Origin of the sequence: Pseudonocardia sp. ICBG162 (genome assembly GCF_020496225.1) — a bacterium.
Taxonomy (GTDB): domain Bacteria; phylum Actinomycetota; class Actinomycetes; order Mycobacteriales; family Pseudonocardiaceae; genus Pseudonocardia; species Pseudonocardia alni.
On record NZ_JAHLJD010000011.1, the window covers coordinates 24,868 to 37,810 of the forward strand.

Annotated in this window: 12 protein-coding genes; 8 read left to right on the plus strand and 4 right to left on the minus strand. The window is 76.1% G+C overall.

Annotated elements, in window-relative coordinates; translation table 11 throughout:
• Positions 1-92 precede the first annotated feature (92 nt).
• Entirely contained in the window at positions 93-1,826 is a 1,734-nt protein-coding gene (locus KPL60_RS03010; RefSeq protein WP_226364832.1) for a hypothetical protein, read from the plus strand.
• Here KPL60_RS03010 and KPL60_RS03015 read toward each other — a convergent pair whose 3' ends face one another.
• Positions 1,827-2,789, minus strand: coding sequence for a pseudouridine synthase (locus KPL60_RS03015; RefSeq protein ID WP_226364833.1), 963 nt, complete (start codon positions 2,787-2,789; stop codon positions 1,827-1,829).
• A 26-nt stretch (positions 2,790-2,815) separates the two neighbouring features.
• Here KPL60_RS03015 and KPL60_RS03020 point away from each other — a divergent pair, with 26 nt between their 5' ends.
• Genes KPL60_RS03020 through KPL60_RS03035 form a run of 4 tightly spaced genes read left to right on the plus strand, consistent with a single transcriptional unit; the run spans position 2,816 to position 7,145 of the window.
• Positions 2,816-3,436 carry a LysE family translocator gene (locus tag KPL60_RS03020; protein ID WP_226357601.1) on the plus strand — a complete coding sequence of 207 codons (621 nt, stop codon included), beginning with the start codon at positions 2,816-2,818 and terminating at the stop codon, positions 3,434-3,436.
• Between the two features lie 60 nt (positions 3,437-3,496).
• Positions 3,497-4,993 (plus strand): GntP family permease, encoded by a 1,497-nt coding sequence (locus KPL60_RS03025; protein WP_226364834.1) that lies wholly within the window; start codon positions 3,497-3,499, stop codon positions 4,991-4,993.
• 8 nt (positions 4,994-5,001) lie between these two features.
• The gene (locus KPL60_RS03030) at positions 5,002-6,219 is read left to right on the plus strand and encodes a CaiB/BaiF CoA-transferase family protein (protein ID WP_226364835.1); all 1,218 of its coding nucleotides are present in this window, start codon (positions 5,002-5,004) and stop codon (positions 6,217-6,219) included.
• Positions 6,216-7,145, plus strand: a complete 930-nt coding sequence (locus KPL60_RS03035; RefSeq protein WP_226364836.1) for a hydroxymethylglutaryl-CoA lyase — start codon at positions 6,216-6,218, stop codon at positions 7,143-7,145. The genes KPL60_RS03030 and KPL60_RS03035 overlap by 4 nt, the downstream gene beginning before the upstream one ends.
• A gap of 24 nt (positions 7,146-7,169) precedes the next feature.
• On the opposite strand, the gene KPL60_RS03040 is transcribed toward KPL60_RS03035, so the two are convergent.
• Together KPL60_RS03040 and KPL60_RS03045 are read right to left on the minus strand one after the other, a co-directional pair.
• Complete coding sequence (locus tag KPL60_RS03040; RefSeq protein WP_226357597.1) at positions 7,170-7,937, minus strand: IclR family transcriptional regulator; 768 nt, start codon at positions 7,935-7,937, stop codon at positions 7,170-7,172.
• A complete protein-coding gene (locus tag KPL60_RS03045; RefSeq protein WP_226364837.1) occupies positions 7,934-9,340 on the minus strand; it encodes a xylulokinase in 1,407 nt (468 codons plus the stop codon). The genes KPL60_RS03040 and KPL60_RS03045 overlap by 4 nt, the downstream gene beginning before the upstream one ends.
• A gap of 71 nt (positions 9,341-9,411) precedes the next feature.
• Between KPL60_RS03045 and KPL60_RS03050 the strand changes: the two genes are divergently transcribed.
• The 3 genes from KPL60_RS03050 to KPL60_RS03060 are packed head-to-tail and all read left to right on the plus strand — an operon-like array spanning position 9,412 to position 11,421.
• Positions 9,412-9,609 carry a hypothetical protein gene (locus tag KPL60_RS03050; protein ID WP_073574504.1) on the plus strand — a complete coding sequence of 66 codons (198 nt, stop codon included), beginning with the start codon at positions 9,412-9,414 and terminating at the stop codon, positions 9,607-9,609.
• Between the two features lies 1 nt (position 9,610).
• Positions 9,611-10,369, plus strand: coding sequence for an SDR family NAD(P)-dependent oxidoreductase (locus KPL60_RS03055; RefSeq protein ID WP_226357595.1), 759 nt, complete (start codon positions 9,611-9,613; stop codon positions 10,367-10,369).
• Positions 10,366-11,421 carry a phosphotransferase family protein gene (locus tag KPL60_RS03060; protein WP_226364838.1) on the plus strand — a complete coding sequence of 352 codons (1,056 nt, stop codon included), beginning with the start codon at positions 10,366-10,368 and terminating at the stop codon, positions 11,419-11,421. The genes KPL60_RS03055 and KPL60_RS03060 overlap by 4 nt, the downstream gene beginning before the upstream one ends.
• On the opposite strand, the gene KPL60_RS03065 is transcribed toward KPL60_RS03060, so the two are convergent.
• Positions 11,408-12,853 carry a cytochrome P450 gene (locus tag KPL60_RS03065; RefSeq protein WP_226357593.1) on the minus strand — a complete coding sequence of 482 codons (1,446 nt, stop codon included), beginning with the start codon at positions 12,851-12,853 and terminating at the stop codon, positions 11,408-11,410. The genes KPL60_RS03060 and KPL60_RS03065 overlap by 14 nt on opposite strands.
• Between the last annotated feature and the right edge of the window lie 90 nt (positions 12,854-12,943).

Below are 12,943 nucleotides of genomic sequence, written 5' to 3' on the forward strand. Positions count from 1 at the left end.
TAGGCTTCGCAACCGTCCCGCCCGCTACCCGAGCGGGTACTGACGTGGCGTCCGACCCCGGGCGCCGTCCGAACGGTTCGGAGGACGATCGCGTGGCGCGAGACGACCCGCCGCCCAACCCGTCCGGCCCGGCGGGTGCCTCGGCCGGGGACGCGGTGCTCGCCGCGATCGCGCACCGGCTGCGGGCCCGTTCGGAGCGCCAGCAACTGCTGACCGAACGCCTGCGTGCCGGTGAGCTGCGCCCGGGTGCGCTGGCCGACCTCGCCGAGCTGGCCGCGGCCGCCCGCCGCGGGGCCCGCGACGGCGACCACATCCTCGTCCTCGCCGGCGCCCCCCGCGGGCCCCGGCTCGCCGCCCCGCCGACCCCGCTCGGGCAGGCGCTCAACACCGTCGTCTCCGCGAGCGAGGCGGCCTCGCGCACGATCGTCCCGCCGACCCCGAGCGTCTCGGTCGACGCGACCGCCGAGCCCGTCCTGGGCCAGATCCTGGCCGAGCTGCTCGCCCACGCCGCGAGCGCCACCCCGGCCGGGGAGCGCATCGAGTTGCTGACCCGCTGGGGTCCCGACGGCGGGATCGTCGTCGAGCTCCAGGGGACCCAGCCGCCGCGGCACCGCACCCCGGTCGAGGAGCTGGACCGGGCGCTGGGCTCGGCGACCCCCGGCGGCCCGGTCGCCCCGCAGGAGATCGGCCTGCACGTGGCCGCGCGGCTGGCCCGCGCCATCGGTGCCCGGCTCGGCGTCCGCGCTCCCGCCGGGAACTCCGCGATCGCCCCGATCGCCGTGCTCCACCTGCCGTCCTCGGTCCTCGGCGGTGGCCGCTCGGAGTCTGCGGCGCCCGCCGCGGAGCCGCAGCCGGCCGAGTCCGTCGAGCAGGCCGGGACCGGGGCGACGGCGTCGCTGCGCCGCCCGGCACCGGACGCCGCCCCCGCCCCCGCACCGGCCGCGGCGGCGGACGTGCCGTGGCCGCCCCGGGAGACCCCGGTGGCGGAGCCCGAGCGCAGCTGGCCGCCGGTCGCTCCCGAACGGGACGAGCTCGCGGCACCCGCCGGGCTGCCCCGCCGTGCCCCCCGCCCGGCCGGCGGGATCGCGGCCGCGGCCCCCTTCGCCGGCTCCGGTGCCCCGGCCGCCCGTCCGCACGCCCCCGGCCCGGCCGGCCCCGGCCCGGGCCCGCGCCCGCCGTACGGGCCGCCGTCGCCGGCCACGGGCCCGGCGCGCAACGGCGCCCCGCCACCGCCGCCCGCGCCGGAGGACCCCCCGGCCACCGAGGCACTGCCCGTCACCGGCGCGGCGGGGACGACCCCGCCGGTGGAGCTGTTCGGACCGTTCGACTCGGAGGTGCCGGTGCCCGTGGACGACGCGGACGACACGCCGATCTTCGCGGCGGTCGCCTCGGCCTGGTTCCGTGAGCCGGGATCGACCGAGACGACGGCGCTCCCGGTCACGCCGAACGACAACTGGCGCACCGCGGGCGACGCCGAGTTCGACGCCGCCCGGATCCGGGCCGACCGGGTCGTCGACCTGCCGACCACCGCGCAGGGCCTGCCGCAGCGCCTTCCCGGGCAGGCGATGGTGCCGCCGTCGTGGCGGGACACCCCGAACGGCGTCGCGCCGACCGGGTCGCGGGAGCGCCAGCCCGACCGGGTGCGCAACCGGCTGGCCAGCTACCAGCGGGGTCTGCGCGAGGGCCGCCACCGCGCCGCGGAGGACCACGGCCCGCACGGACCGGCCGGTGGTGCGCGCAACGGCGCCGTCAACGGTGCGCCGGTGCCCGGCGGGCACCGCAACGGCCACCACCTCGACGACGGCGACGACCGCAGCGTCGGCTGATCACCGTTCGTGCGGCGTCCCGGCGGCCCAGCCGTCCGGGTCGTCCCACGCCTGCAGGGTGCGGCCGCTGACGAAGCGCCGCCGCGCCCCGGTCACCGGGTCGTCGAACTCCAGGGCGCGCGAGAGCAGCTGCAGCGGGCGGGTGAAGTCCTCCGGTGCCCGCCGGTGCAGCTCGGGGTAGACGTCGTCGCCGAGGATCGGCACGCCCAGCCCGTTCAGGTGCACCCGCAGCTGGTGGGTCCGCCCGGTGCGCGGGGTCAGCCGGTAGCGGGCCAGATCGCCCCGCACCCCGGCGAGCTCGACGCGGGTCTCGGCGTTCGGCTCGCCGTCCTCGGTGACGGCGGCGAACACCCCGGGGCGCTTCACGATCCGCGACACCTCGGTGCGCGGCAGCTCCAGGTCCGGGTCGAACCGGGCGAGCGCCTCGTAGGTCTTCACGACCCGGCCGCGGGCGAACAACGTCTGGTAGGCGCCGCGCAGCTCGGGCCGCACCACCAGCAGCAGGACCCCCGCGGTGGCGCGGTCGAGCCGGTGCGCCGGGCTGAGCGCGGGCAGCCCCAGCTCGTGGCGCAGCCGCACCAGCACGGTCTGGCGGACGTGGCTGCCCCGCGGGATCGTCGCGAGCAGGTGTGGCTTGTCGACGACGACCACGTCGTCGTCGGCGTGCAGCACCGGCAGCCCGAACGGCACCGGTACCTCGTCGGGCTCGTCGCGGTAGAGCCACAGCGTCGTCGACGGCGTGTACGGCGTGGCCGGGGTGACCGGGCCGGCCGCGGTCACGATCTCCCCGGCGGCCAGCCGCGCGTCGATCCGCTCCGCGACGTGCGGGAACCGGTCGACGAGGTGGTCGCGCATCGTCGCCCACCCGCCGGTCGCCGGGGTGCGGACGCGGGCCGGCGCGAGGCCGTCGACCGTCGGGAGCGGGGACGCCTCCCGGGACGTGCGGCGCCGGCGGGATCTCACGGGGCAGCAGCCTACGATGGCCCCTCGTGAGCTGGACGTCCTACGGTGCCTATCTGTTGATCGTCGTCGGGCTGGTGCTGATGCCCGGCCCGGACACCTTCGTGATGCTGCGCGCCTCGCTGGTCGGCGGGCGCGCGGGCGGGCTGTCGACGCTGGCCGGGGTGTTCACCGGCAACGCCCTGCAGGGCAGCGCCGCGGCGTTCGGGCTCGGTGTGCTCGTCGCGAGCTCGCACACCGCGTTCACCGTGATCCGCTGGGCCGGGGTGGTCTACCTCTGCGTGCTCGGGGTGCAGGCGCTGCGGGCCGCGCGCCGCGGGGACTACCCCGTGGTCCCCGACGGCGGTCCGCGGGTGCCGGTGCGGCGGTCGTTCCTGGTCGGCTTCGGCTCGAACATCACCAACCCGAAGGTGCTGGTCATGTACCTGTCGGTGCTGCCGCAGTTCCTCGTGCCCGGGGTGACGACCACCGCCGACGCGCTGCTGCTGGCGCTGTCGGTGGCGGTGCTCGGCGGCGTCTACGGGGTGGGCCTGGTCCTCGCCGTGCACCGGGCGCGGGCCTTCTTCACCCGGCGCCGCGTGCGTCGCGCCGGTGACGTCGTCGCCGGGGTCGCGCTGATCGGGTTCGGCGGGGCGCTGGCCGCGACCTGACCTGCGGGGTTGCCCGCATGGTGGGTCTGTGTTCATGATGTGGGTACGACACTGTCGTCGATGCCCAGGGGGGCCATCGTGTCGGACACCGTCATCGTGGTGAACACGGCCGTCGCCGTGCTCGCCGTCGTCGTGCTGATCGTGAGGTTCCGGCTCAACCCGGTGATCTCCCTCGTGATCGGCGCCGTCTACCTGGGCCTGACCGCCGGCCTGGGGGTGACGGGGACGGTCGACGCGGTCACCGGCGGGTTCGGCGACATCCTGGCCGACGTCGGGCTGCTCATCGCCTTCGGCGTCCTGACCGGCGCGATGCTGCACCACGCGGGCGCCATCGAACGGCTGGTCTCCGCGCTGCTGACGGCCTGCGGCCCGCGCGGCATGCCCTACGCCACCGCCGTCACCGTCTCCACCGCACTCCAGTCGATCTTCGTCGACGTGCTGCTGGTCATCTCCGCGCCGCTGGCCCGCCGGATCGCCCCGCGCATCGGGGACAAGGGGCTGCCGCGGATGGCGACCGCGCTCGCGATCGGCCTGGAGTGCGGGATCGTGTTCATGGTCCCCGGTGTCGGCGCGGTCGCGCTCGCCGGTGTGCTCGGGGTGCCGCTGGGCCAGATGCTGATCCTGGGCCTGGTCGTCGTGGTGCCGACCGTGCTGATCGCGACCGGGATCATGTCCGTGCTGCTGCGCCGCGGCTGGTGGGACCCGCACCGCGACGAGCAGGAGCCGGTCGCCGCGGGCGTGCCCGCCGGTGCGGAGGCCCACGCGCCGGACAGCGCCGCACCCGACGCCGCACCCGACGCCGCACCCGACGCCGGGAGCGCCGGCGGACGGCCCACCGGTGCCGGTTCCCCGGACGGCGGGGGCGCGGTCCCGGCCGCCGTCGGCACCGCGGTGTCCGGCACCGCGCGTCGCGAGCTGCCGCTGGCCCTGCTGTTCGGGCCGCTGCTGGTGGGCCTGCTGCTCATCGCCGCGGGCGCCGTCCTCGACGCCGCCGGGATCACCCACCCCGTCATCGCGTTCCTGGGCGAGCCGGTGATCGCGCTGCTGCTCGCGCTGATCGGGACCACCGCCGTCGTCGGCGTCGCCCACGGGCGCGGCATGGTCGAGTCCGCGGTCTCCGACGGGTTCCGCGAGAGCGGGCAGATCCTCATCCTCACCGGCGTCGGTGGCTCGCTCGCCACCACGATCTCCGACGCCGGGCTGGGCGAGATCCTCGGCCGCTTCTTCTCCGCCGGCACCGCCGCCCCGCTGCTGATGGTGTGGCTGATCGCCGCCGTGCTGCACGTCGCGATCGGGTCGGTGACGATCTCGGCGATCACCGCGGCCGGCGTGCTCGCCCCGGTCGCCCCGGTGATCGGCCTGGCCCCGGTGCTGATCGCGCTGGCCGCCGGTGCCGGGGCGCTGTTCGCCATCCACGTCACCTCGAACACGTTCTGGCTGCTGCAGTCGCTGCTCGGACAGTCCGTGCGCGGGACGCTCAAGACCTGCTCGGTCGGGGTCTCCATCGCCTCCGTCGTCGCGATCCTGGTGATCCTGCCGCTGTCGCTCGTCGTCTAGGGAGAGTCGTGTCGCAACTTCCACTGTCCGGGGTCCGGGTGCTCGAGCTCGGCAACTACATCGCCGCCCCCACCGCGGGACGCCTGCTCGCCGACTTCGGCGCCGAGGTGATCAAGGTCGAGCGTCCCGGCACGGGCGACGAGATCCGCAACTGGCGGCTCTACGCCGGGGACACCTCGATGCTGTACCGGACGCTGAACCGCAACAAGCGCTCCATCACCCTCGACATGCGTTCGGCCGCGGGGAAGCAGGCCGTGCTGGACCTGGCCGCCCGCTCCGACGTGGTGCTGGAGAACTTCCGGCCCGGCACGCTGGAGAAGTGGGGGCTGGGCCCGGCCGAGCTCGACGCCGTCAACCCCGACGTCGTGCTCGTGCGGATCTCGGCGTTCGGGCAGACCGGGCCGCTGTCGTCGCGGCCGGGGTTCGCCGCCGTCGCCGAGGCGATGGGCGGGCTGCGCGCGCTGGTCGGGGAGGCCGACCGGCCGCCGTCGCGGACCGGGGTGTCGATCGGGGACTCGATCGCCGGGCTCTACGGCGCGTTCTCCGCGATGATGGGCCTCTACCAGCGCGAGAGCCGCACCGACCGGCCCGCGCTGGATCGGCGCTGCATGGACGTCGCGCTCAACGAGGCCGTGTTCTCGATGATGGAGTCGCTCGTCCCCGACCACCTCGCCTACGGCGTCGAGCGGCGCCGCGTCGGCGGGCGGATGGAGGGCATCGCCCCGTCCAACGCCTACGTCTGCGCGGACGGGGGCAGCGTCGTCATCGCCGGCAACGGCGACTCCATCTACGGCCGGTTCATGACCGTCATCGGCCGCGCGGACCTGGGCGGCGACCCGGACCTGGCCTCCAACGCGGGCCGCTGGGCGCGCCGCGACGAGCTCGACAGCGCCATCGAGACCTGGACCCGCTCGCTGCCCCGCGACGAGGTCCTCGCGAAGCTGGAGGAGGCGGGCGTCCCGGCCGGGCCGATCCACTCCGCCGCCGACATCGTCGCCGACGAGCAGTTCCGCGCCCGCGACATGGTCCAGTACTTCGACGTCGACACCGGCGGCGACGAGCCCGCCCGGGTCGGGTTCCCCGGCATCGTGCCGGTGCTCGACGGCCGCTCGGTCCCGGTCCGCTCGGTCGGGCCGGACCTGGGCGTCGACACCGCCGACGTACTCGGCGGGCTGCTCGGGTACACCCCGGACACGATCCGGGCCGCATCGGGGGAGGACGCATGAGCACCGACGGGGTCGTCCTGCGGGACGTCACGCTGCGCGACGGGCTCCAGCTCACCGGCAAGCCGCTGCCCACCGACCGCAAGGTCGGGCTGGTCCGCGCGCTGCTCGGTGCGGGCGTGCCGGAGCTGGAGATCGGGTCGCTGGCCCGCGGCGACCTGGTGCCGCCGCTGGCCGACACCCTCGACGTCGTCGCCGCGCTGACGCCGGAGGAGCTGGAGCGCTGCTGGGTGTGGGTGGCGACGCCGCGGCACGTGCAGAAGGCGGTGGCCGCCGGGGCCCGCAACGTGCAGTACTGCTTCTCGGTGTCCGACGCGCACAACAACGCCAACATCGGCCGTGACACCGCGGTCTCCCTCGACGCGATGCCGCAGGCCGTCGAGTACGCGCGCGCCGCGGGCGGACGCATCCAGCTGTGCCTCGCGACGGCGTTCACCTGCCCGTTCGACGGCCCCGTCGACCCGGACCGGGTGGTCGAGATCGTCGCCGACCCGCGCACCGCGGGCTCCCGCGACGTCGTCGTCTGCGACACCCTCGGGCAGGCGAACCCGGCCGAGGTCGCCTCGCTGGTCGGGCGCGTCGCCGCGGTCGCCGACGGCCGTCGCGTCGCCTTCCACGGCCACGACACCTGGGGCCAGGGCGTCGCGAACGCGCTCGCCGCGGTGCAGAACGGTGCGACCGTCCTCGACGGCGCGCTGGGCGGACTGGGCGGGTGCCCGTTCGCGCCCGGCGCCAGCGGCAACACCGCCAGCGAGGACCTGCTGTTCGCACTGCGCCCGGACTGGCTGACCCCCGCGGTGCTGGCCGAGCTCGTGACCTGGTCGGAGGACCTGCTCGCCGAGCTGGGGGAGCCGATGCGCTCGGCGACCGCGCGCGGCGTCCGCTCGAACGCCGAGGCCTTCCCGTGGACGGCGGGGCCGCGCGGCTGAACCGCCCGGCCCGCGCCCGCCGGGTCAGCCCGGCGGGCGCCCGCCGAGGGTGCGGGTCAGCCGCTCCGCGGCCCCGACCAGCAGGTCCACGCACTTCTCGCACTCCGAGCGGCCGAACCGGATGGTCGGCCCGCTGACGGTGAGCGCCGCGGTCACCTCCCCGGCATGGTCGAACACCGGCACGGACAGCCCGGAGCCGCCGTCGTCGCGCTCGGCGACGGTGATCGCGAACCCGTCGCGACGGGTGTCGGCCACCAGCTCCCGCAGCCGCTCCGGGCTGGTCACGGTCCGGTCGGTCAGCGGCTCCAGGGGGCCGGACAGCACGTGCTCGGCCCGCTCGGGTGCCCAGGCCAGCAGCACCCGGCCGGCCGAGCCGGTGTGCAGCGGCACGATCCGCCCGACGTGCATCTCCCGGCGCAGTGCGTGCCGCGTCTCGGCGACGGCGACGCACACCCGGTGCCTGCCCTCGGCCCGGAACAGCGACGCGGTCTCCCCGGTGGTGTCGCGCAGCTCGCGCAGCAGCGGCCCGGCCAGCTCCAGCAGGTCCACTCCGCGGGCCGCGGCCCCGGCCCAGTAGGCCATCCGGATCCCGATCCGGACCCGGTCCCCGACCCGGTCCAGCAGCCCCTCGGCGACCATGTTGGACACCAGCCGCTGCACCGTCGAGGTCGGGATGCCGGTCGCCTGCTGGATCTCGCCCAGCCCGAGGACCGGGCGCTGCAGGGTGAACGCGTCCAGGATGTCGGTGATCTTGCCGAGGACCAGGAGCCGCTTCGGGCCCTCGGTGGTCATCCCGCGACCCGGTCCAGGAAGGCCCCCGCCGCCTCGCGGTAGCGCTCCCACGCCGCCGGGGCCGGGTCGGCCTCGTAGCGGGCCGGTTCGGCACCGGCGCTCCACGACGGCGGCGTCGCGCCGCCGTGCAGCGCCCACGCGGCCTGGCGGGCGGCGCCGTCGGCCACGTACTCGCCGGGCTCGGGCACCCGCACCGGCACCTCGAACACCTGGGCGGCGATCCGGCAGACCGCCTCGGAGCGGGCCGCCCCGCCGACCAGGGTCACCCCGGACACGGTGACGCCCTGCTCGCGCAGCGCCTCCAGCCCGACCCGCTGCGCGGACAGCATGCCCTCGACCGCGGCCCGGGCCAGGTTCTCCCGGGTCCCCGACGCCAGCGTCCACCCGTGCAGCGCGCCGGTCGCGTCGGGCAGGTTCGGGGTCCGCTCGCCCTCCAGGTAGGGCACCACGACCAGGCCGCCCGCGCCCGGCTCGGCGGCCAGCGCGAGGCGGCCCAGCTCGTCGTGGTCCACGCCGAGGAGCCGCCGGGTCGCGTCCAGCACCCGGGAGGCGTTGAGCGTGCACACCAGCGGGAGGTAGGCGCCGGTGGCGTCGGAGAACCCGGCGACGATCCCGGACGGGTCCTGGGCGCGGCGCTCCGAGCGGGCGAACACCGTGCCGGAGGTGCCCAGCGAGACGACGACGTCGTCGCCGGCGTCGACACCCAGCCCGGCGGCCGCGTTGTCGCCCGCCCCGGCGCCGACCCGGATTCCGCCCGGCCCGTCGACGGACTCCGCCGGGCCGAGCAGCCGCGGCAGCACCGGCGTCGACCCGAAGAAGCGTTCCAGCAGCTCGGGGCGGTAGTCGACGCCGTCGAACCAGCCGGTGCCCGAGGCGTCGGACCGGTCGGTGACCAGCTCGTCGAGACCCGGGCCGCCGGGATCCCCGCCACCGCGGAGCTTCCAGGTCAGCCAGTCGTGCGGCAGGCACACCGCCGAGGTGCGGGCGGCGTGGTCGGGCTCGTGCCCGGCGAGCCAGCGCAGCTTGGCCAGGGTGATCGAGGCGACCGGGACGACCCCGGTCGTCTCCGCCCACTGCTGCGCGCCGAACTCGTCGACGAGCTCACGGGCGGCGGCGGCCGAGCGGGTGTCGTTCCACAGCAGCGCGTCGCGGACGACCTCGCCGCGGTCGTCGAGGCAGACCATGCCGTGCTGCTGACCCGCGACCGACAGCGCCGCGACGCCGTCGAGGCCGCCCGCGTCGTCGATCGCGGCCTGCAGCGCCTCCCACCAGATCCGGGGCGCGATCTCCGTGCCGTCCGGGTGCGCGGCGCGCCCGGAACGGACGAGCTCGCCGGTGTCGGCGTCGCGGACGACGACCTTGCAGGACTGGGTGGAGGAGTCCACCCCGAGCACCAGTGCCATGCCCCCAGCCTGCCATCGCCGGACCGGCGCGGCGGGAGACAGGCGGGGTGGATCGGTGCCAGGGTGGTCCCATGAGCGACGAGCAATGGTTCTACTGCCTCAAGCACGGCACCGTGGAGACCGCCGACGGCTGCCGGTCGGCCGACCGGCTCGGCCCGTACCCGGACAAGGCCACCGCGGCCCGCGCGCTGGAGATCGCCAAGGAGCGCACCGAGTCCGAGGACCGCAAGGACCGCGAGTGGAACGCCGGGGGCTCCGGGGCGTCCTGAGATGAGCGCGTCGAGCGACGGGGGCCGGGTCGTCGTCGTCACCGGCGGGAGCCGGGGGATCGGGCGGGCGGCGTGCGCGGCGTACGCGGCCCGCGGCGACACGGTCGTCGTCGCCAGCCGCAGGGCCGAGGCGTGCACGGCGCTGGCCGCCCAGCTGACCGCGGAGCACGGCACGCCCGCGCTGGGCGTCGGCTGCCACGTGGGCCGCTGGGCGGACTGCGACGCGCTGGTGGACCGGGTGCTCGCCGAGTACGGCCGGATCGACGTGCTGGTCAACAACGCCGGCATGTCCCCGCTCTACGGGTCGCTCACCGAGGTCACCGAGGAGCTGTTCGACAAGGTCCTCGCGGTGAACCTGCGCGGCGCCTACCGGCTCGGGGCCCGCTGCGGGGAGCTCATGGCCGCGGCGGGCGGCGGCGCGATCGTGAACGTCTCCTCGGTCGCGGCGGTCATGCCCGGCCCCGGCGAGCTGCCCTACGCGCTGGCCAAGGCCGGGCTCAACGCCCTGACCGTCGGGCTCGCCCGCGCCTACGCGCCGTCGGTGCGGGTCAACACGGTGATGCCCGGTCCGGTCCGGACCGACATCGCCGAGCACTGGACCGAGGAGTTCCGCTCGCAGATCGCCGGCACCGTCCCCGCCGGACGGGTGGGGGAGGTCGCCGAGGTCGTCGGCGCGATCCTCTACCTGACCGGCCCGGACGCCGGCTACACCACCGGCGCGACGATCAAGGTCGACGGCGGGATGGCGTGGTCGACGTGAGGTCCCCGGCCGACGTCGTCGACCGGGCCGCGCTCGGGGCCTGGCTGCGCGAGCAGGGCCTCGGCGACTGGTCCGGCGAGCTGGAACCGGTCGGCGGCGGCACCCAGAACGTGGTGCTGCGCACCGTCGTCGACGGCAGGCCGCTGGTCCTGCGCTCCCCGCCGGTGCACCCGCGGCCGGGGTCGGCCCGCACCCTCGCCCGCGAGATCACCGTGCTCGGCGCGCTGCGCGGCACCGACGTGCCGCACCCGGAGCTCGTCGCCGCCTGCACCGACGCCGAGGTGCTCGGCAGGCCGTTCTACCTGATGTCCGACGTGGACGGCGTCAACCCCGGCGAGCGGGTCTCGCCCGAGCAGGCCGCGACCCCGGCGCTGCGGCACGGAGCGGTGCTCGACGTGGCCCGGGCCGCGGCCCGGCTGGGACGTCTCGACCCGGCCGCCGTCGGGCTCGACGGGCTGCGCCGCCCCGGCCCGTTCCTGGAACGGCAGGTGCCGCGCTGGACCGAGCAGCTCGCGTCCTACTCCGAGGTGCCCGGCTACGACCCGGGCGACCTGCCCGACGTGGCCGTCGCCGCGGACTGGCTGACCCGGCACCGGCCGCCCGAGCCGGAACCGGGCGTCGCGCACGGGGACCTGCACCTGAACAACGTGCTGCTGGACCGGACCCGGCCGCGGGTGGCCGCGCTCGTCGACTGGGAGATGTGCACCGTCGGCGATCCGCTGCTCGACCTCGGCTGGCTGCTGGTCACCTGGCCGGTCGACCCCGTCGGGTTCGGCGCCGGGACCGAGCTCGCCGGGCACGGCGGGCTCCCCACCCGGGCCGAGCTCGTCGCCGCCTACGCCGACGCCGGCGGCCGCGACACCACCGGCATCACCTGGTACGCGGGGCTGGCCGCGTTCAAGCTGGGCGTGGTGCTGGAGGGCACCTGGGCGCGGGTCGCCGCGGGCGAGGCGGACCGCGCGGTGGGGGAGCGGCTGCACGGCGCGGCCGTCGCGCTGCTGGAGCTGGCCGTGCGGATCGCCTGCGACGAGTGGGCCGTCAGCGCGGGGTGAGCCGCACCGGGATGCCGCCCACCGGCACCGGCAGCGAGGTGTTGTCCCAGCGCAGCCGGTAGGAGGGCTCGACGCTCCACCGGTAGCGGCGCAGCATCTCGTGCAGGATCGCGGTGACCTCGAGGGTCCCGAAGTGCAGCCCGATGCACTTGTGCACGCCGCCGCCGAACGGGATCCACGCGTCGCGGTCGGAGCGGTCCTCGCGCCGGTCCGGGCCGAACCGCTCGGGGTCGAAGCGCTCCGGGTCGGTCCAGCAGGACCGGTCGTAGTGGTTCACCGCCTGTGCGACGACGACCCGCGTCGCCGCCGGCACGTGGTGCCCGGCGACCGTGGTGTCCTTCACCGCCGTCCGCATGACCAGCGGTACCGGCGCGTCGAGCCGCAGGGCCTCCCGGATCACCAGGTCCAGCGAGGTCAGCTCGCGCAGCTCGGCCACGGTCGGGGCGCGGTCCCCGATCCGCTCGGCGAGCGCGTCGGACTCGGCGCGGCAGCGCTCCTGCCAGACGGGGTTGCGCGCGAGGTGGTGCGCCGCCGACGCCGTCGTGGTGGTCGAGGTGTCGTGCGCGGCCATCATCAGGAAGATCATGTGGTTGACGACGTCGTCGTCGGAGAACGTCTCGCCGTCGTCGGTGCGGGCGTGGCACAGCGCGGAGAACAGGTCGGTGCCCCCGCCCGCGCGCTTGGCCGCCAGGTTCTCCCGGAACCAGTTCTCCAGCACCACCCGTCCGCGCAGCCCGCGCCGCCACCGGGTGCCGGGCAGGTCCTTGCGGACGAAGGAGTTCGCGGCCCGGACGCAGTCGACGAACGCCCGGTTCACCGCCTCGGCCTCCGGCCCGGAGCGGGCGTCCATGAACACCGCCTGCGCCACGTCCAGGGTGAGCCGCTTGAGCGCCGGGTAGAGCCGCAGCCGCTCCGGCCAGGTCGGCAGCACCTCGCGCACGACCGGGGTGGTCGCGGCGACGTAGCTGGAGATGCGGTCCGCGGTGAACGCCTCCTGCATGATGCGCCGGTGTGCGCGGTGCTCGTCGAAGTCGAGCAGCATCAGGCCGCGGTGGAAGAACGCGTCGACCGTCGCACGCCACCCCTCCTGGGAGAACGCCTTGTCCCGGTTGGTGAGCACCTCCCGGGTGGCGGCCGGGCCGGTCACGACGATCGCCCGGCCTGCCGGGGACCGCATCCACCACACCGGGCCGAGCGCCTCGGTGCGGGCGCGGGTGAAGCGGTGCCCGAACCGGACGTAGGCCAGCGCGTGGCCGAGCAGCGGCATGCCGTCGTCGCCGGGGACCTCGGCCAGGCCGTGCGGTGCCGGGCCGAACGGTGCGGGGCGGCGGCCCTGGGCGCCGGTGGCCAGCAGCGCGTCGTCGAGCCGGTCGGGCGCGGGCAGGGTCAGGACGGACGACCAGCGCTCACGCGCCTGCTGCACCAGCTTCACGGGCCTGCTCCTCGGGCGTCGACGTCGGTGTCCCCGCCGAAGTTAGACACATTCGGCAGAACTGTCCAGGCGATGGACGGGCCGTGTCAT